This is a genomic window from Bacteroides oleiciplenus YIT 12058 (assembly GCF_000315485.1).
Classification (GTDB): domain Bacteria; phylum Bacteroidota; class Bacteroidia; order Bacteroidales; family Bacteroidaceae; genus Bacteroides; species Bacteroides oleiciplenus.
Map to the genome: position 1 here is coordinate 603,574 of NZ_JH992940.1, position 17,332 is coordinate 620,905.

The following is a 17,332-nucleotide window of genomic DNA, read 5'->3' on the forward strand; positions in this document are numbered from 1 at the left end:
CGCAGGCTTACGCATTGTTGCAGCAAGGATACCAATATTGGTATGAGGGCGGAGAAATAGACGAGCTGAACCGACACAATGAGCTGCACCGCATGAAAGACCCGGTGGAGGAAGACTTGTTCGTATACTTCCGCAAGCCGGAACCCGAAGACCTGCATGTGAAGTGGATGCCGGCGGCAGCCATACTCAGCAAGATTTCAACCTACGGGAAGATACAGGTGAACAGGCAGACGACACAGACGTTGGTGCTGTCCCTGGAAAAGTATGGATTCCGGACAAGAAGAAACGAACAGGGAAGCACGGAGTATGAAGTGGTGGACCTGATGGAAGATGAAATAAACAATGGGTTCAAAGAAAAGAAGGAGGAAAAAGGAAAAGAAAGGGGAAAAGAGGAAGAAGGACAACTACCTTTTTAAGGCTCTTTTAGGAGTAGAAAAGGGAAGATAAATAGCATTATAATGAAAATCCCGTATGGTATCAATCATACGGGATTTTCATTATAATCAAATTCAGAAGAGGGTATCAGTCATTAGGGTTCCCCCAGCGTATTCACAATCAGGCGGACCTGCCGGCGGGTATAGCGATGGTCGCCGGGAGACTCAGCAGCCTGATACATGGCCTTGTGAAGGTCAGGGTTACGGCTGATCCAGTAACGCATCTTGCGCATGGCGGGAACAATGGGCATGTCGGGATTATACAAATGGGCAAGTTCGGACTTGCTGTAGGAACGAATGACGAAGGGTTCTTCGATACAATGATTTTCCATGTCAGTGAATGATTTATGAATTATAAAATAGGAATTGTTTTACCACTCAAAGGTACAAATTTACAGCCATATACAGAAAGGACTGTCACAATATAATCATCTGGAATACATATATTTATCATACAAGCACAAGGACAACAATGTACGACAAAACCACAGATACGGATAACGTATCTTTGTATCACCAACCTGCAGGAAGGGAGAATTAATATTTAAAATTTAATAATTAATAATTAAAAAACTATGGCAGTACCATTTAAAAAGACGGTTCACAGAAAGGACCTGAGGGACAAGCAGTCGCCGATGATGTATTACCCGCGTCTGGTGACCATGGGGCAGAGCGCAAACCTGGAAAGCATTGCGTATGAGATGAAAGAGAAGAGTTCGTTGTCGTTGGGAGACATCAAGAGTGTATTGACGAATTTTGTGGAAGCGATGAGGACAGCTTTGTATAACGGACATTCCGTGAATATACAGGACTTCGGGGTGTTCAGCCTTTCGGCACGCACCGCAGGGGTGGAGACAGAGAAGGAATGTACGGCAAAGAATATCAAAAGCGTACGGATCAACTTCCGCCCATCCACCAGTGTAAAACCCAATCTGACTTCGACACGCGCCGGAGAGAGAATCGAATTCCTTGATATAAAAGTGGCTCTGGAAGGCAAGCCGGGCTCAGGGGAAGACAAGCCTTCGGGAGGAGGTGGCTCAGGAGAGGGAGGACTGGAAGAAGACCCACTGGGATAGAATCCAAAGCCTTTGGCTTTGGAAATTAAAAATGAAAGAATTAAAAATGAAAGAGCATGAAAAAATCAATCTGGGATAAAATACTCAAAGTAGTAATTGCGGTAGCTTCGGCTATTGTAGGGGCACTGAGTGCTAATGCAATGAATGTGTAAAAAAGTCAAAGAAGTTTCCTCTTAGGGAAGAGGAAACTTCTTTAGCTTAACTCTACATTACGCGTCACATCTTCACTCCTACCTTTCCCAGCACCACTCGCACTCCTCTTGCCACAATGAAGCAACACGGGATGCCCACCACGCAAACCAATGCCAATCGCATCAATGGAGAAACCGGTAAAAGTTCCATAACGAATATACAACCGACCACAATAACAGGATGAATGAAATAAGCAGCATAGCTATCAGTTGATAGTCTCTGAACCAAAGGAATCGGTTTATTCCAATGGGCTTTCCCATACGCCAACAAAAAATAGCATATACCCACACACATGACCGGCTCCCAAAGAGCATAGAACAAAGCCTGCAAATTCCAGCCACCGGAAAACAGATTCATTTTCTCTGAGAAACTGCTCATTACATATAGTAGAGTAGGAATCCCGACAACAATAGCAATCAGAAACCAGGGAAGTGCATTCTTCACACGAATTTTATCTAACCAATGATTGCGATGTGCTATAATCCCCAGCAAATACATACCTACATATAAGGGGAAAAAGCCCAGTTGCAACCCCAACACCTCACTTCCTACAGGGACATAAAGCCGAATAAGAAATGCAGACACACCGGTTATCACCATAAATATAAGAATACCTGCCACCGTAGGGCGTTTCCAATTCAACATTAATCGCTTTGCACTGAAATGACGATACACAGCATAACTCAGTTCAAAAATCAACAGCGTACATACAAACCACATGGGTCCAAAGCCCGGTCGCCCCCATCCGCCATATATCCAATACACCAAAAGAGGATTAATCAGGAAACTATAAATCAAGAGAGGAATGCCCAAGCGGTTAAGACGGTCGTATATAAAAGATTTCATTCCTTTGCGGTCGAAAGAAAAGGGCATCAGATAGGCAGAAATGAAAAAGAAAAGACTCATAAAATAAGACTGGTCAATACCCATAGATGCCGAAAGCAATCCTTGAGTCAGTCCGGTAGTTGTTTCCTGTGCAATGTAATACCAACCACCTGAAGCACCGAAAGCGACGGCAGAATGATGATAAAACACCAGCATAGTCAGGAAAACGCGCAATAAATCGAGGTAATAAAAACGTGTCCGGCTCATGGTATATATAATTTATGGTTAATAAGTTACCCTCGCATCAGCAATTCCGGGAATGTAAATCCTTGCATTGTGAAGCAAATAAAAAAGATTGTTGCGCTGACAATCCACAGAATAAATAAAGTCCATTTCAGACCGGAAACCATCGGCTGCCAATTGAATACCGGACGGAAAATAGCGAATATTATGCTTACCAAAGGAATGCCTACCACGAGGATACCTGCAATATACATCACAATGGCCGACAAGGGAGAGGTGGGCAATACAAAATCAATAGCGGGGAATAAGGAAATCAATGCTGCACCCCCACTGATGGCAACTACAATCGCTGCAAAAAGCAAAGCCACAAACACGATACCGAACACAAACAGCACCGGACTGCAAACAATTGCAAAGATCACCAGGCAAATCTTCAGGAACCAGCCGACAACCATCAACAGCGTATCTCCTGTTCGTTGCATAGAAGTGCGAGGCTTATCAGACTTCACATAATCGTTCACGTTATTCGCCACTCTCTCAAAACCGTCAGTCACAGTCTTTCCGATATTCTCCACTGTGACGGCTTCACCGCGCATATTCAGTTTTTCAGCAGCCGTGCGAGCCTCTGGAATCACAATCCAGCAAATGATATAAAGAGGAATCAATAACTTGAAACCAAAAATGGCACAGAAGATGAAAATCAGACGAAACCAAGTAGTATCCCATCCCAGATAGACACTGAGACCACCGATTACACCACCCAGCATTCTATCATCAGGATTGCGGTAGAGACGGCGACGGGTAGTGGTATAAGAGGAACCGCTATCGCTATTCCATGAACCGGCACCATAACCTGCACCGGAAGTTCCGGCAGACGCTTTTTCCTCTTCCGTACCGGTTTCCATCTCCTCCGGTTTGCCCATACGTACAATCACTTCTTCCACATCGGCTATAGTGATAACCTGAGAACCTGCTATCAGTTTCTCGGAAAAGAGTTCAGAGATACGGAGTTCGATATCATTCACAATCTCATCGGCACCTGCTTGTCTTCTGAAGTGCAACTTCAAATTGGAAAGATAGTTATCCAAAAGGCGGTAGGCGTCTTCATCAATGTGGAAAACAGTTCCGCCCAAATTTACTATTAATGTCTTTTTCATTGCTATTCGTTTTTTAAATTATACTGATACGAGGTAATTCAAATGTTGAGCCTAGTAATTGGCTATATGATTGACTGTTTCATTCAGCTCCCGCCACGAGACTTCCAACTCTCCGAGAAAGACTTCTCCTTTGGGCGTGAGCTTATAGTACTTACGAGGTGGCCCTTGTGTAGACTCTATCCATTCGTAACTTAGCAGATCGTCATTCTTCAGACGAGTAAGCAACGGGTAAAGCGTTCCTTCCACCACAATCAGCTTGGCTTCTTTTAGTTTCTGAATTATATCAGAAGCGTAGGCCGGTTCCTTGTGCAGTAGCAGCATGATGCAATATTCTAACATGCCCTTACGCATTTGCGACTTTACATTATTTACGTCCATCTCTTATTGATTTACGATTTGACAATTTCCTATTTTACAGTAGAAACAGCAACTAACTGAAATAGAGCATCTCTTTGTATGACACAAATATATGTATTACATCAGTACTATGCAATACATAGTACTCTACATTTTATTTAATTAACACACCATATCCTTTACACCTTATTAATAATACAGGAAAAGAATAAATAAAGAGAGAGAATAACGTATAAGAGAAAAATGTATCTTTGCGGAAAAAGATATAAATACAATGACTATGTTAACTATCAGAAAGGCAACAACAGCCGATTGCGAGCTGATTCATAAGCTTGCGTGGCAGATATTCCCCGAGACGTATAAAGAAATTCTTTCTCCGGAGCAGAATGAATACATGATGGAATGGATGTATTCCATAGAAAATATCCGCAAGCAAATGGAAGAGGAAGGGCATGTTTATTTTATAGCATACCATGATAATGAGGTATGCGGCTATGTATCCGTACAGCAACAAGGTAAGGACTTGTTCCATCTGCAAAAGATATATGTACTCCCCTCTTTTCAGGGAGCGCACTGTGGCAGTTTCCTATTCCGCGAAGCCGTCAAATACATCAAAGAAGTACATCCCGGCACCTGTCTGATGGAATTAAATGTGAACCGTAACAACAAGGCTTTGAAATTTTATGAACACATGGGAATGAAGAAGCTGAGAGAGGGAGATTTTCCGATAGGAAACGGATATTATATGAATGACTATATAATGGGAATTGAGATAAATTGAGAATTAAAAAATAGGCTGCGCAATATTGAACTGCGCAGCCTTATTTTTTAATTCTCAATTTTTAATTTACTTCGTTACTCTTTCCAGCCACTTCACCATAGCAAACATAACGCCCATTGAGACAAGGCAAATAACAAAGAATACAGTCCAGCACTGCCAGATAGGAATCTTATTATACATCATAGGCCCCAGGAACAAGAAGAGGTTACCTATCGCCGTTGCACCCAGCCACAAGCCTTGACACAAGCCCTGAATATGCTTAGGAGCTACCTTAGAAACGAATGAAAGACCAAGCGGTGAAATGAAAAGTTCGGCTACAGTCAAGAAGAAATAAACCACAATCAATACCCACGGTCCAGCTTTCAGTCCGGCTTTAGCAGAGTCTGCCATCGCCTTGAACTCAGTACCTGAAGGATAGCCTTGCATTGCTGAATAAATAGTAAGGAACAAGAAAGCAAGTCCTGCAATACCCATACCGATAGCAATCTTCTTTGGGGTGGAAATCTGCTGACCACGACGGGCGAGCGAGCCAAAGAAGAGCATGATGAGCGGAGTAAGTACGATTACAAAGAACGGATTCACAGCTTGCCAGATTTCGGGCGCAATGCTATCGGTTACTACGAAGTCGCGGGCAAAGAGTGAAAGCGACTGTCCGTTCTGATGGAACGAGAACCAGAAGAAAATTACGATACCCAACACTGCAAACAATGCATACAGACGTTGTTTTATCTCCTTTGCCATAGCGGCTTTCTCTTCAGCAGTATAACTAACCGATTCTTGCTTTTCCTTCTTACCCGGTGTAGGGAATACTTTCCTGCACGCAATAAAAATAAAGAGAGAAATAAGCATAGCCACTACCGAAGCTATGAATGAATAGTGGATACCTGTATTAAACACATCAAGATACTGAGTACAGAACGGAGCCAAATCATTTGTCACCGTACCACCCACTTTGGCAACCAGCTCATTCAGATTAGAGAGATTGTCAGAAGCCATATTGGCACCTTCCTTAATATACTGATGGCACAATGCAGGTAGATCAGCGTTGTACATCATGCTGTGAACTTTCAGCCACCATTCTCTGAGCATAGGAGCAACAAAAGGCGCAATCAGACCACCGATATTGATAAATACATAGAAAATCTGAAAACCTGAATCACGACGGCTCTTAGCCAATTTCAGCGCTTCGGGTCCTTTTTTCTCAGCTTCTTTTTCCAAATTGTCATACATCTGACCTACAATAGCTTGCAGGTTTCCTTTGAAAAGTCCGTTACCGAAAGCAATAAAGAACAGGGAAACACAAGTCAGGGGAAGCAGCCAATCAATATTATCGGCTGTGGACAAGACGGGAATTGACAGAATGACGTAGCCCAACGACATCACTATCAGTCCCGACATGATAGTTCCTTTATAGTTTTGTGTCTTATCGGCAATGATACCGCCTACCAGGCTTAGTACATAAATTCCGCAATAGAAGACCGAATAAATAATGGAACTGGTTTCGTCGCTCAGGCCAAACTTGGAGCAGAGGAACAATACCAGCACGGCGTTCATGATGTAGTAGCCGAACCGTTCGCCCATATTGGAGATAGCAGCCGCCAGCAGACCTTTAGGATGATTCTTGAACATAGATATAAGTTTTTAAATTAGTAATTAGATTGATTTTTGTTTATTAAATGCAAATATATACATTTTGCTGAAATATCGTGTAAAAAAGTAAAATTAGTCATGAAAAAGAGCACAAACTTCAGCATGAACCTCCTTAATTAAATCATTTGGATCAAGTTTTAGCTGCAATCCACGTTGACCGGCACTTATATAAATAGATGGATAGTTCAAGCAGGACTCATGAATATAAGTAGGGAAAGGCTTCTTCATGCCGATAGGCGTACATCCGCCACGAATATATCCTGTCAGGGGAAGCAATTCTTTCATCGGAATAAGGTCGCACTTCTTGTTGCCGGAAGCTTTAGCCGCCAGTTTTAAATCCACTTCATGCTCACCGGGAATGACACATACGAAATAGCCGTTCTTATCGCCATGCAGAACAAGGGTTTTGAATACCTGTTCGATATCCTCACCCAAACTGTTCGCCACATGAATGGCGCTTAAATCGTTTTCGTCCACTTCATAGGGAATCAGTTCGTATGCGATTTTGGCTTTATCTAAAAGCCTCGCTGCATTCGTTTTATTGATTTTCATAATTTATCCTTTCAATTCTTCTTTCAGGAATTTGGGAGTATATCCTTTCTTGCTTTTCGCCACTTCTTCCGGTGTACCGAAGCTAAGGAGTTGCCCCCCACCCTTACCACCGTCAGGTCCCATATCTATGATGTAATCCGCCATTTTGATGACATCAAGATTATGCTCGATGACAATAACCGTATTGCCTTTATCCACTAATTTATTAAGTACATTCATCAGTACACGGATATCTTCAAAGTGAAGCCCGGTAGTGGGTTCATCGAGGATATAAAGCGTCTTGCCCGTATCTCGTTTGGAAAGTTCGGTCGCCAGCTTCACGCGTTGGCTTTCGCCACCGGAAAGCGTGGTAGAAGATTGTCCCAATTTGATATATCCCAAACCGACCTCCTGTATCACTTTAATCTTATTCAGAATTTGCGGTACATTTTCAAAGAATTCTACGGCACGGTTGATAGTCATATCCAGCACATCGGCAATAGATTTTCCTTTGAAACGCACTTCCAATGTTTCGCGGTTATAGCGTTTGCCATGACATACCTCACAGGGTACATACACATCCGGCAGGAAGTTCATTTCAATGGTTTTGTAACCGTTACCCTGACAGGCTTCACAGCGTCCGCCACTGACATTGAAAGAAAAACGGCCCGGTTTATAACCGCGTATCTTAGCTTCCGGCAATCCAACAAACAGGTTACGGATATCAGAGAAAACTCCCGTATATGTTGCCGGGTTGGAACGTGGTGTACGTCCCAATGGAGACTGGTCTACATTCACCACTTTATCAATATTTTCCAGTCCTTCGATACTATCATATTCCAAAGGATCTTGAAGCGAACGGTAGAATTTCTGCGAAAGAATAGGCTGCAACGTCTCGTTGATAAGCGTAGATTTTCCACTGCCAGATACACCAGTCACACAAATCAGCTTGCCCAGAGGGAACTCTACATCCACTCCTTTCAGATTATTTCCGCGTGCACCACGAAGCCACAGACTATGTCCATTACCTTCACGCCGTTTGGCAGGTATTTCAATCTCACGCTCACCATTGAGGTACTGCGAAGTTAGTGTATGTGTTTTCAGCATCTCATTCGGAGTTCCGGAGAAGACGACTTCACCGCCCAGGCGACCGGCTTTCGGTCCCATATCTATCACATAGTCAGCTGCCATCATCATATCCTTGTCATGCTCCACAACAATAACGGAGTTGCCTATGTCTCTCAATTCTTTCAGAGAGTGGATAAGCCGCTGGTTATCCCGCTGGTGCAAACCGATACTCGGCTCATCGAGAATGTAGAGCACATTCACTAGTTGCGAACCGATTTGCGTAGCCAGGCGGATACGCTGGCTCTCACCACCGGAAAGGGTTACAGAGCCACGGTCGAGAGCCAGATAGTCCAATCCGACATCCAAAAGGAATTTCAGGCGGGTACGGATTTCTTTAAGTATCTCAGCAGCAATCTGCTGTTGTTTACTATCAAGATGTTCATCCACAGTCATCAACCAATCATAAAGTTCATTGATGTCCATGCAGGATAGTTCGTAAATATTCTTATCATGGATACGGAAATGCAAAGCTTCCTTATTTAGCCTTGCTCCCTTACATTCCGGACAAACCGCAGTTTTAGCAAACTGCTCCGCCCACTTCTGCGCTGTGGCGGAAGCATCTTTCTCCTGCAACATCTGAATGTATTTCACCACACCTTCAAATGTAACAAAGTAATCGGATGAAGTTCCGATAAGGGAACTCTTAATTTTGATGCGTTCATCCGAACCATAAAGGATTTCATCAATAGCTTCATCCGGCAGTTCCTTAACAGAAGTTTTCAACGTAGCCTCATATTTTTCCAGTAAAGCGGCTATCTGCCAGAAGATCATACTATTTTTATATTTCCCTAACGGAATAACAGCACCTTCATAGATGGAAAGTTCCCGGTCGGGGATGACTTTCTCCACATCAATCTGATTGACAACTCCCAAACCCTTACACTTGGGGCACGCACCTTGCGGAGAATTGAATGAGAAGTTGTGAGGCGCCGGTTCACGATAGGATAATCCGGTGACGGGACACATCAACCGTTTACTGTAATGACGTACACTTTCAGATTGCAAATCGAGTATCATCAGCAGGCCATCTCCTTGAAGCATAGCAGTAGCCACACTGTTTTTCAGGCGGACATCATCCTTATCCGTCACAACCAGTTTATCGATAACAACTTCGATGTCATGATTCTTATAACGGTCCAGTTTCATACCGGGCAGTGCCTCGCGCACCTCGCCGTCTACACGAACATAAAGATACCCTTTCTTCCGAACTTGTTCAAACAACTCCTTATAGTGTCCTTTACGGGTACGCACCAACGGAGCAAGAATATAAATCTTCTTGCCTTTATAATCTTTCAGAATAAGATCGAGAATTTGCTCTTCGGTGTATTTCACCATTTTTTCACCCGAAAGATAAGAGTATGCCACACCGGCACGGGCATAAAGCAGACGTAAATAGTCGTAAATTTCCGTCGTCGTACCTACTGTAGAACGGGGATTCTTATTCGTCGTCTTTTGCTCAATGGAAATAACCGGACTCAATCCTGTAATCTTATCAACATCAGGACGCTCCAAATTTCCCAGGAAATTGCGGGCGTACGCAGAAAAAGTTTCGATATAGCGACGCTGTCCCTCAGCAAAAAGCGTGTCGAACGCCAAGGATGACTTGCCGCTTCCACTCAGCCCCGTAATCACAGTAAGACTGTTACGGGGAATTTCAGCATCGATATTTTTCAGATTGTGCACGCGCGCACCATATACATTGATGTATTCTGTTTCTTCTGTCATTTATCTTAATATATTAATATCACTTTTAATCTTATAATTAACTCCATCCGCTCCTTCCGCTTCCACTACTATGAAATAGACGCCCTCAGGAACATTTTTCCCATGAGCCGTTCCATCCCATCCGGCGTCTATGTTTTGCAAACCCCAGCGATAAAGTTCTTGCCCCCAACGGTTGAAGACATATGCGTTGAAGCGGACCAGCGATTTATGCTTTACGCGAAACACATCATTTACTCCGTCTCCATTGGGAGAGAAAGCATTCGGCACTTTGAGCTCCGATTCAGCAATGCGGATTATGAAAGCATCGGAAGAATCAGTTTTCCCCGTCTCGGTATTTGTTGTAATCAGACGAACATAGAACACGCCGGACTCCTGGAAACTATAGATAGTCTCAGCATCGAAACGTGTCAGGAAAATATCGTTGAAAGCTGCATCACGGGAGAAATTCCATTCATAACGATAATCTACGGTTTCATCCGATGAATCTCCGGTATCCGCAGATTCTCTCCACAGAAAACGGAACTCAAGAGGAGCGGCACCGGTGTACATATCACCCGGATAAACGGAAACGCTTTCCTCGGGCATCGCCCCATTTTCAGAAAGCAAGATTGCTACGGGAGACATATCCAACAATACCGTCTTTCCCCCGCCAGCCCACACCGGTAAATATCCGAGCAGCAGCATCGCCACACAACCGATATATAAAAACAATCCGCATCGCATAATACCTGCAAAAATAACGGTTTCCAAGCGAATATCAGCGCATACACAAGATTTTTCAGTTTTAAAATGCACAATATTATTTCTTAACTCATTCCGTTCGTTAATTTTAGGCAAAATTCTTACCTTTGCAGCTACTTTGGGAAATTGTAAACATAAACCAACGATATCGAATGAGAACGATTAACCGGATTTTCTGCTCCTTACTGCTTGCCGGTGCATGCAGTCTGGGCGCATTTGCACAAGAGAATCAGTCATATTTTCTGCATACCATTGAAAAAGGGCAAAGCCTTTATTCTATATCCAGTATGTATGGTGTCGCACAGTCGGACATTGTAAAGTTGAATCCAGGAAGCGACGAAAAAATCTTCGTGGGACGTACACTTCGCATTCCACGTACAGCCGCCAATACTCAGACGGAAACTTTCCATACCATAGCGCAAGGCGAAACCCTCTATCGGCTAACCATCAAATACGGTGTATCGGCCAAGGCGATTTGCGATGCCAACCCCGGACTTAGCGCAGAGAACTTCCGCATCGGTCAGGTGATACGCATTCCTTCTGCCAGCGAGGCTGGTGTAGTTACTACGGAAACAGTTACAGAGTCCGTTATTCCTCCCATCCAAGGGCCTGTGGAATCCCGTTGCAAAGAGATGCACAAAGTGAAACGAAAAGAAACAGTATACAGTATCAGCCGCGAATATGGAATTTCAGAAGCTGAACTAATAGCCGCCAACCCCGAACTTAAAGGTGAAAACAATATAAAGAAAGGCACATTCCTTTGTATTCCCTTCCCTACCGCACAAGTGGCAACCGCTACTCAACCACAGGTAGCTCCCAGCAACAGCGAACTGTTCAGCGAAAATCAGAAGGTTACAGAGCGTTTCAGTACAATCAAAGCTGCTATTATCCTGCCTTTCCTGGATGTATCCAAGAACGATGCGGCACGTATGGTGGAATATTACGAAGGTTTCCTCATGGCTGTAGATAGCTTGAAGCGTAGCGGAGTTTCCGTTGATTTATACACTTATAATTCCGGTTCTGAAAGTACTTCCCTGAATAGCATCCTCTCCAAAAAGGAAATGAAAGATATGGATATTATTTTCGGTCCGCTACATCAACAGCATATCAAACCTTTGGCAGATTTTGCCCAGAAGAATGATATCCGCCTGGTGATACCGTTCACATCAAAGGACAACAGCGTATTCCGTAATCCGGCTATTTATCAGATTAATACTCCTCAGTCATACCTTTACTCCGAAGTGTATGACCACTTTGTCCGCCAATTCCCGAATGCCAACGTCATCTTCATAGAAGCCAGCACAGGTACAAAGGATAAAGTAGAATTCATCAAAGGACTGAAAGATGAACTGAAAAACCGTTCTATCCCTATGAAATCTTTGAAAGAAGACGCAACGGTGGAGTCTCTGAAAACAGTGCTGCGTGCCGACCGGGAAAACATATTCATTCCTACATCAGGAAGCAATGTAACCTTGATAAAGATACTTCCCCAACTGACTTTGTTGGTTCGCGATAATCCGGAAAGCAACATCCATTTGTTCGGTTATCCGGAATGGCAGACTTACACTAAAGATCATTTGGAAGCATTTTTTGAATTAGATACCTATTTCTATTCATCATTCTACACCAACAACCTGTTGCCAGCAGCTATTAATTTCACTAAGAGTTATCGCAGATGGTATGGCAAGGATATGGAAGAACGTTATCCGAAATTCGGAATGCTGGGCTTCGATACAGGTTATTTCTTTCTCAAAGGCCTGTCACGCTATGGCTCCGAGTTGGAGAAGAATATGCAACGTATGGATCTGACGCCTATCCAAACCGGATTCAAATTCCAACGCGTAAACAATTGGGGGGGGCTCATCAACAAGAAGGTATTCTTTGTGCGCTTCACCAAGAACTACGAGTTGATAAAGTTGGATTATGATTGATAACAGAAGTTTTTAAACCCGAAAACAATGAAGATAAAAAACATCATAGGAGCCGCCCTGCTACTTACTGTATGGGTATTGCCCGGTCGTGCGCAAATAGGCGAGCAACGCCAGAACTTTGCAGTAGGATTCAATGGCGGTATCAATCTCAATAGCGTCAGCTTTTCTCCTACCGTCCGGCAGAAAAACCTGATGGGTATTAATGGTGGTCTGACGGCGCGCTATATTTCGGAGAAATATTTCAGTATGATTTGCGGCGCACAAGTTGAGTTGAACTTCTCTCAGCATGGTTGGGATGAATTTTATGAAGATTTCCCCGATTTGCAATATACACGCAAGATGAATTATGTAGAAATACCTCTCTTAGCGCATCTGGCATTTGGCAGAGACCGGGGAGTGCAGTTTTTCATCCATGCAGGCCCGCAAATAGGATTCTTTCTCAGTGATACACGAACAAAAAATGATGCATGGGAAAGTGTTACCAATGCCACTACTGAGCAACATGATAAAAATGTAGAAAACAAATTCGACTACGGTATCACAGGGGGGGCAGGATTAGAATTACGCACCAAAGCCGGAAATTTCCTTGTAGAGGGCAGATACTACTACGCTTTATCCGACTTTTATAAGAGCACCAAGAAAGACTATTTCTCCCGTTCGGCACATGGTGCCATAGTAGTGAAAATGACTTATCTGTTTGACCTCAAGAAGTAATCTTAAAGAAATTCACATACATATAAAGAAAGCGTCCCGGAACTTCTATGAAAAAGTTCCGGGACGCTTTCTTTATATGTATCTCTTTTATTTTCTCAACCGAAAGCTGTCCGCAGCTTTCACCATCACCTCGTCACGATAAATAGCCCGAAAAGACAAATAATTCAATATTATAGAGACAGCCGGAAGACAAAGCGCCCAACCCAACTGGAAAGACATTGCATCCAAATCATCTTTCAGCATAAACATAAACACGAAAAATGCCGCATAGTATCCTATCAAAAGAATACTGTTGAATATTGTCATACGCACCTGCAACATTCGGTTACGAAACAGAAAAATAGTACAGAATGCCACGACGGTACTTAAAAATAGTATTCCAAACAATCCCCACGTAGATTGAAAAGCATTATTCACCAGTGTCACGCCCAACGGTTTGAAAACATATTCAGTAACTCCGTCCGCAGCTATAAACTGCCCTACAGGCAAGCACATGGCAGCTATCAGCAAACCTGTCACAATCAATAAATAAACAGATTGAATTCGTTGTATCATATCCTCTTTTCTTTGTTAAAACAACAAAGGTGTGCCTGAGTAAATCTCACTCGGGCACACCTTTATAGTAATTTCATTTACTGTAATTTCTCTTTCTCTTTTGCCGGGTTACGATAGTAAATCTTACCCTCAACGTATTCTTGTGTTGCAATCAACGTCGGTTTCGGCAATTTCTCATAATAGCGTGAAATTTCAATCTGCTCCCGGTTCTCGAATACTTCTTCCAAGTTATCATTATAGGAAGCAAACTCTGCCAATTTCTTTGAAAGGTCATTCTTGATTTCCACACTGATCTGGTTTGCACGCTTACCGATGATAGATACGGTTTCATATACATTACCGGTATCCGCACACAACTCCATCATGTCACGTGTAACTGTACTGCCAGGAGCATTTGTTTTCTTGTAATCCATAAGTATCTAAATTAATATTATCCTAAATCTGTTTATCGTCACTTGATTTATCCTCATTCAATATCTTCTCTGAATCTTTGAATATCCTATCAGCTTCTTTCAGATATTTACTTTCAGGAAACTCATTCTTGAAAGCGTAATATTCATCCACCGTTTCGCGATAACGTTCTGCCCTCTTATCTTCTACACTATAGATGGCCATTTCGTATTTGGCACGCAGAATAAGAATAGACAAATCTTCGCGAAGGTTCGTATAAGGATAATCCTTCAAAGCATTCTGTGCAGTGATCACACAGGATTGATAATTATTTCCCAAATAGTTACCCAAGTTATAGTAAAGTCTGGCTGAAAGAAACTCCTTCATCACCAATTTATCCTGCAACTTGAATATCATGTCCTGAGCTTCTTCTTTCTTTGAGCTTTGCGGAAAATATTCCATGAACATCTGCAACTGCTGTATAGCACTATATGTGCCGGACTGATCAAGACGGGGTTCCGGAGTATCCAGATATAACGCTTTTCCGGCATGGAAACGTGCCAGTTCGGTAAACGTTCCACGAGGATATACATTATAATATTGGACAAAAGTCTGAGCTGCCGTCTGATAGTCTTTCTGGTTGTAGTAGCTCATACCCAGCATATAGAGGGATTCCTCTGCTTTGTCTGTACCCTTAAGGATAGCAATTAACTCATTAAGCAACGTTGCTGCACGATTGTACTGCCCTTTTGCGAAGTAGTTCTTTGCCGCCTCATACTTATACTCATAGTCGGTGCTTTTTAACAGCTTATTATATTCTCCACACGAGGAGAGTAACATTGCTGCAAGCAAAGTTATTAAGATGTTCTTCTTCATTCTTAGCTTTTCAAATAATGTGCAAAGATAAAGGTTCGCATCGAATAAAGCAACGATACGAACCTTAATTTTTCAAAAACCAGAAAATGACCGATAAACGCCAGTCTATTCACGACGAACTAGGATAATAAGCGGTCTAAAAAATGGTCATTATAATTTATACAAATCACTCGCCGCAAGCAAATCGACTTTCTTCTCAGTCAGCACACGGATGCAGTTTTCCATATCATTAGGACGAATAATGACATTGGCCGTATTACCGTTGGCAAATGAATACATATATTCAATGAAAACGCCCTCGTCAGATAAGAAACGCAGGACTTTTGACAATGAACCCGGAATATTGGGGCAACTGATGCCTACCACATCCGTCACATTCACAGCAAAATGATTATCTTTTAAAGCTTTATATGCCTTATCCGGTTCAGATACGATGCCGCGAAGAATACCGAAATCAGCATTCTCAGCAATACAGAGAGCGGAAAGGTTGACACCTTCTTTTGCAAGCACTTCAGTCACTTCAGTCAGACGACCGGACTTATTCTCCAGGAAAATAGAAAGTTGTTTTGCTACCATGATCTTAATTATTAACTATGAATTATTAATTATTAATTATCAACTATTAGCTATGAATTATTAATTAGGGACATCCCACAGGCAATTAATAATTCATATTTAATAATTAATAATTAATCAAAGTTTACGATTATCAATTACTCGTTTAGCCTTACCCACACTGCGTTCAATGCTGCGAGGCTCTACCAGACGAACATCCACGCCCAGACCAAGTACGCTTTGCAGACGGGCTGCCAGTTTCTTCTTCAAGGCCAGCATCTTGTTAATCTCATCCGAATAATACTCCGGACGGACTTCAACCTGCAATTCCATAATATCCGTATTGTTTTTGCGGTCTACTATCAAGAGATAATGCGGTTCGAATTCCTGCATCTCGAGAATGACGGATTCTATCTGCGTCGGGAATACATTGACCCCACGGATAATAAGCATGTCATCACTACGACCGAGGATACGATCCATACGGGTAAGCGTACGTCCACATGGACATTTATCATAATGCAGAGCGGTGAGATCCTTGGTACGGTAACGCAGCAAAGGCATGCCTTCTTTAGTCAGATGCGTAAAGACAAGCTCACCCGTTTCACCGGGAGCAACCGGTTCCAATGTATTCGGATTAATAATTTCGGGGAAGTAATGGTCTTCATTAAGATGAGTACCATGCTGACACTCACATTCGTAGCCCACACCCGGACCTGCTATTTCACTTAATCCATATATATCATAGGCTTTAATGCCTAACTTCTCTTCAATCTCATGGCGCATATTCTCCGTCCAAGGCTCTGCACCGAAAGCTCCTATTTTTAATTTGAATTCTTCACGGGGAAAACCGGAATCTTTAATGGCATCTGCCAGATAAAGCGCATAAGAAGGCGTACAGCATAATACTGTAGAACCAAAATCATGCATCAGAGTGATCTGCTTTTCTGTGTTACCACTTGACATCGGTATAACCGAAGCGCCGATATTCTCAGCACCTGCATGCGCACCCAATCCACCGGTGAACAAACCATATCCGTAAGCCACATGGAAGAAGTCGGAACTATCCGCACCGTAAGCTGTAAATGCACGTGAGAGACATTCTGTCCAGGATGAGAGATCCTTACGTGTATACCCTACCACAGTAGGCTTACCCGTCGTACCTGACGAGGCATGGATACGTACTATCTGACTCATGGGAACGGCACAAAGTCCGAAAGGATAATTATCGCGCAGGTCGTATTTAGTAGTAAAAGGTAGCTTCACGATATCGTCTATACTATTGATATCGTCCGGAGTGATTCCCAGTTCCTGCATTTTTTTGCGGTAGAAAGGAGTGTTGTGATAAACATGCTCCACAATCTTCTTGAGGCGGATGCTCTGGATTTTACGAAGGCTTTCGCGATCCATGCATTCGATACTTTCATTCCAAATCATGTCTTCGTTGTATTACATTGATGGTTATTATTAA

The 17,332-nt window shown here is 42.8% G+C and carries 18 protein-coding genes and 1 pseudogene; 6 read left to right on the forward strand and 13 right to left on the reverse strand.

Features of this window, described 5'->3' with window-relative positions:
• Positions 1-416 (forward strand): annotated as a pseudogene (locus HMPREF9447_RS02395) (VapE domain-containing protein); the annotation flags it as partial.
• Between the two features lie 113 nt (positions 417-529).
• Here the strand turns inward: HMPREF9447_RS02395 and HMPREF9447_RS02400 are convergent.
• A complete protein-coding gene (locus HMPREF9447_RS02400) occupies positions 530-766 on the reverse strand; it encodes a DUF4248 domain-containing protein (RefSeq protein WP_009127735.1) in 237 nt (78 codons plus the stop codon).
• Positions 767-1,009: 243 nt separating this feature from the next.
• Here HMPREF9447_RS02400 and HMPREF9447_RS02405 point away from each other — a divergent pair, with 243 nt between their 5' ends.
• Together HMPREF9447_RS02405 and HMPREF9447_RS28300 are read left to right on the forward strand one after the other, a co-directional pair.
• Entirely contained in the window at positions 1,010-1,510 is a 501-nt protein-coding gene (locus tag HMPREF9447_RS02405; protein WP_009127737.1) for an HU family DNA-binding protein, read from the forward strand.
• Positions 1,511-1,566: 56 nt separating this feature from the next.
• Positions 1,567-1,662 (forward strand): smalltalk protein, encoded by a 96-nt coding sequence (locus HMPREF9447_RS28300; RefSeq protein ID WP_009127739.1) that lies wholly within the window; start codon positions 1,567-1,569, stop codon positions 1,660-1,662.
• A 64-nt stretch (positions 1,663-1,726) separates the two neighbouring features.
• Here the strand turns inward: HMPREF9447_RS28300 and HMPREF9447_RS02410 are convergent, their stop codons facing one another.
• From HMPREF9447_RS02410 to HMPREF9447_RS02420, 3 genes are read right to left on the reverse strand one after another with little or no spacing between them, the layout of a single operon-like run.
• Positions 1,727-2,794, reverse strand: a complete 1,068-nt coding sequence (locus tag HMPREF9447_RS02410; RefSeq protein WP_009127741.1) for an acyltransferase family protein — start codon at positions 2,792-2,794, stop codon at positions 1,727-1,729.
• A 26-nt stretch (positions 2,795-2,820) separates the two neighbouring features.
• Positions 2,821-3,927 carry a PspC domain-containing protein gene (locus HMPREF9447_RS02415; protein WP_009127742.1) on the reverse strand — a complete coding sequence of 369 codons (1,107 nt, stop codon included), beginning with the start codon at positions 3,925-3,927 and terminating at the stop codon, positions 2,821-2,823.
• Positions 3,928-3,978: 51 nt separating this feature from the next.
• Entirely contained in the window at positions 3,979-4,305 is a 327-nt protein-coding gene (locus HMPREF9447_RS02420) for a PadR family transcriptional regulator (protein WP_007218263.1), read from the reverse strand.
• Between the two features lie 259 nt (positions 4,306-4,564).
• Here HMPREF9447_RS02420 and HMPREF9447_RS02425 point away from each other — a divergent pair, with 259 nt between their 5' ends.
• Positions 4,565-5,065 carry a GNAT family N-acetyltransferase gene (locus HMPREF9447_RS02425; protein WP_009127745.1) on the forward strand — a complete coding sequence of 167 codons (501 nt, stop codon included), beginning with the start codon at positions 4,565-4,567 and terminating at the stop codon, positions 5,063-5,065.
• Positions 5,066-5,131: 66 nt separating this feature from the next.
• Here the strand turns inward: HMPREF9447_RS02425 and HMPREF9447_RS02430 are convergent, their stop codons facing one another.
• The 4 genes from HMPREF9447_RS02430 to HMPREF9447_RS02445 form a co-directional block, all read right to left on the reverse strand.
• Positions 5,132-6,694 carry a peptide MFS transporter gene (locus tag HMPREF9447_RS02430; RefSeq protein ID WP_009127746.1) on the reverse strand — a complete coding sequence of 521 codons (1,563 nt, stop codon included), beginning with the start codon at positions 6,692-6,694 and terminating at the stop codon, positions 5,132-5,134.
• A 93-nt stretch (positions 6,695-6,787) separates the two neighbouring features.
• Positions 6,788-7,267: a Cys-tRNA(Pro) deacylase gene (ybaK, locus tag HMPREF9447_RS02435; protein ID WP_009127747.1), complete on the reverse strand. Its 480-nt coding sequence runs from the start codon at positions 7,265-7,267 to the stop codon at positions 6,788-6,790.
• A 3-nt stretch (positions 7,268-7,270) separates the two neighbouring features.
• Positions 7,271-10,099: an excinuclease ABC subunit UvrA gene (uvrA, locus tag HMPREF9447_RS02440; RefSeq protein WP_009127748.1), complete on the reverse strand. Its 2,829-nt coding sequence runs from the start codon at positions 10,097-10,099 to the stop codon at positions 7,271-7,273.
• Positions 10,100-10,894, reverse strand: coding sequence for a gliding motility-associated C-terminal domain-containing protein (locus HMPREF9447_RS02445; RefSeq protein WP_009127749.1), 795 nt, complete (start codon positions 10,892-10,894; stop codon positions 10,100-10,102).
• A gap of 98 nt (positions 10,895-10,992) precedes the next feature.
• Between HMPREF9447_RS02445 and HMPREF9447_RS02450 the strand changes: the two genes are divergently transcribed.
• A complete protein-coding gene (locus HMPREF9447_RS02450; RefSeq protein WP_009127750.1) occupies positions 10,993-12,771 on the forward strand; it encodes a muramidase family protein in 1,779 nt (592 codons plus the stop codon).
• A gap of 27 nt (positions 12,772-12,798) precedes the next feature.
• A complete protein-coding gene (locus HMPREF9447_RS02455; protein WP_009127751.1) occupies positions 12,799-13,485 on the forward strand; it encodes a porin family protein in 687 nt (228 codons plus the stop codon).
• Between the two features lie 87 nt (positions 13,486-13,572).
• Here the strand turns inward: HMPREF9447_RS02455 and HMPREF9447_RS02460 are convergent, their stop codons facing one another.
• The 5 genes from HMPREF9447_RS02460 to HMPREF9447_RS02480 form a co-directional block, all read right to left on the reverse strand.
• Positions 13,573-14,040, reverse strand: coding sequence for a DUF4293 domain-containing protein (locus tag HMPREF9447_RS02460; RefSeq protein WP_009127752.1), 468 nt, complete (start codon positions 14,038-14,040; stop codon positions 13,573-13,575).
• Between the two features lie 77 nt (positions 14,041-14,117).
• Positions 14,118-14,453 carry a DNA-directed RNA polymerase subunit omega gene (locus HMPREF9447_RS02465; RefSeq protein ID WP_009127753.1) on the reverse strand — a complete coding sequence of 112 codons (336 nt, stop codon included), beginning with the start codon at positions 14,451-14,453 and terminating at the stop codon, positions 14,118-14,120.
• A gap of 22 nt (positions 14,454-14,475) precedes the next feature.
• Positions 14,476-15,306, reverse strand: a complete 831-nt coding sequence (locus HMPREF9447_RS02470) for an outer membrane protein assembly factor BamD (RefSeq protein WP_044137348.1) — start codon at positions 15,304-15,306, stop codon at positions 14,476-14,478.
• Positions 15,307-15,456: 150 nt separating this feature from the next.
• Complete coding sequence (locus HMPREF9447_RS02475; protein ID WP_007663046.1) at positions 15,457-15,882, reverse strand: amino acid-binding protein; 426 nt, start codon at positions 15,880-15,882, stop codon at positions 15,457-15,459.
• 117 nt (positions 15,883-15,999) lie between these two features.
• Positions 16,000-17,298, reverse strand: a complete 1,299-nt coding sequence (locus HMPREF9447_RS02480; protein WP_009127755.1) for a phenylacetate--CoA ligase family protein — start codon at positions 17,296-17,298, stop codon at positions 16,000-16,002.
• Positions 17,299-17,332 lie beyond the last annotated feature (34 nt).

What these genes read in the sequence shown, in the direction of transcription:
- HMPREF9447_RS02480 (WP_009127755.1), bottom strand. Translation starts at nt 17,298, where the DNA reads ATGATTTGGAATGAAAGTATCGAATGCATGGATCGCGAAAGCCTTCGT.
- HMPREF9447_RS28300 (WP_009127739.1), top strand. Translation starts at nt 1,567, where the DNA reads ATGAAAAAATCAATCTGGGATAAAATACTCAAAGTAGTAATTGCGGTA.
- HMPREF9447_RS02455 (WP_009127751.1), top strand. Translation starts at nt 12,799, where the DNA reads ATGAAGATAAAAAACATCATAGGAGCCGCCCTGCTACTTACTGTATGG.
- HMPREF9447_RS02400 (WP_009127735.1), bottom strand. Translation starts at nt 766, where the DNA reads ATGGAAAATCATTGTATCGAAGAACCCTTCGTCATTCGTTCCTACAGC.
- HMPREF9447_RS02450 (WP_009127750.1), top strand. Translation starts at nt 10,993, where the DNA reads ATGAGAACGATTAACCGGATTTTCTGCTCCTTACTGCTTGCCGGTGCA.
- HMPREF9447_RS02460 (WP_009127752.1), bottom strand. Translation starts at nt 14,040, where the DNA reads ATGATACAACGAATTCAATCTGTTTATTTATTGATTGTGACAGGTTTG.
- HMPREF9447_RS02465 (WP_009127753.1), bottom strand. Translation starts at nt 14,453, where the DNA reads ATGGATTACAAGAAAACAAATGCTCCTGGCAGTACAGTTACACGTGAC.
- HMPREF9447_RS02475 (WP_007663046.1), bottom strand. Translation starts at nt 15,882, where the DNA reads ATGGTAGCAAAACAACTTTCTATTTTCCTGGAGAATAAGTCCGGTCGT.
- HMPREF9447_RS02425 (WP_009127745.1), top strand. Translation starts at nt 4,565, where the DNA reads ATGTTAACTATCAGAAAGGCAACAACAGCCGATTGCGAGCTGATTCAT.
- ybaK (WP_009127747.1), bottom strand. Translation starts at nt 7,267, where the DNA reads ATGAAAATCAATAAAACGAATGCAGCGAGGCTTTTAGATAAAGCCAAA.
- HMPREF9447_RS02415 (WP_009127742.1), bottom strand. Translation starts at nt 3,927, where the DNA reads ATGAAAAAGACATTAATAGTAAATTTGGGCGGAACTGTTTTCCACATT.
- HMPREF9447_RS02470 (WP_044137348.1), bottom strand. Translation starts at nt 15,306, where the DNA reads ATGAAGAAGAACATCTTAATAACTTTGCTTGCAGCAATGTTACTCTCC.
- uvrA (WP_009127748.1), bottom strand. Translation starts at nt 10,099, where the DNA reads ATGACAGAAGAAACAGAATACATCAATGTATATGGTGCGCGCGTGCAC.
- HMPREF9447_RS02405 (WP_009127737.1), top strand. Translation starts at nt 1,010, where the DNA reads ATGGCAGTACCATTTAAAAAGACGGTTCACAGAAAGGACCTGAGGGAC.
- HMPREF9447_RS02430 (WP_009127746.1), bottom strand. Translation starts at nt 6,694, where the DNA reads ATGTTCAAGAATCATCCTAAAGGTCTGCTGGCGGCTGCTATCTCCAAT.
- HMPREF9447_RS02420 (WP_007218263.1), bottom strand. Translation starts at nt 4,305, where the DNA reads ATGGACGTAAATAATGTAAAGTCGCAAATGCGTAAGGGCATGTTAGAA.
- HMPREF9447_RS02410 (WP_009127741.1), bottom strand. Translation starts at nt 2,794, where the DNA reads ATGAGCCGGACACGTTTTTATTACCTCGATTTATTGCGCGTTTTCCTG.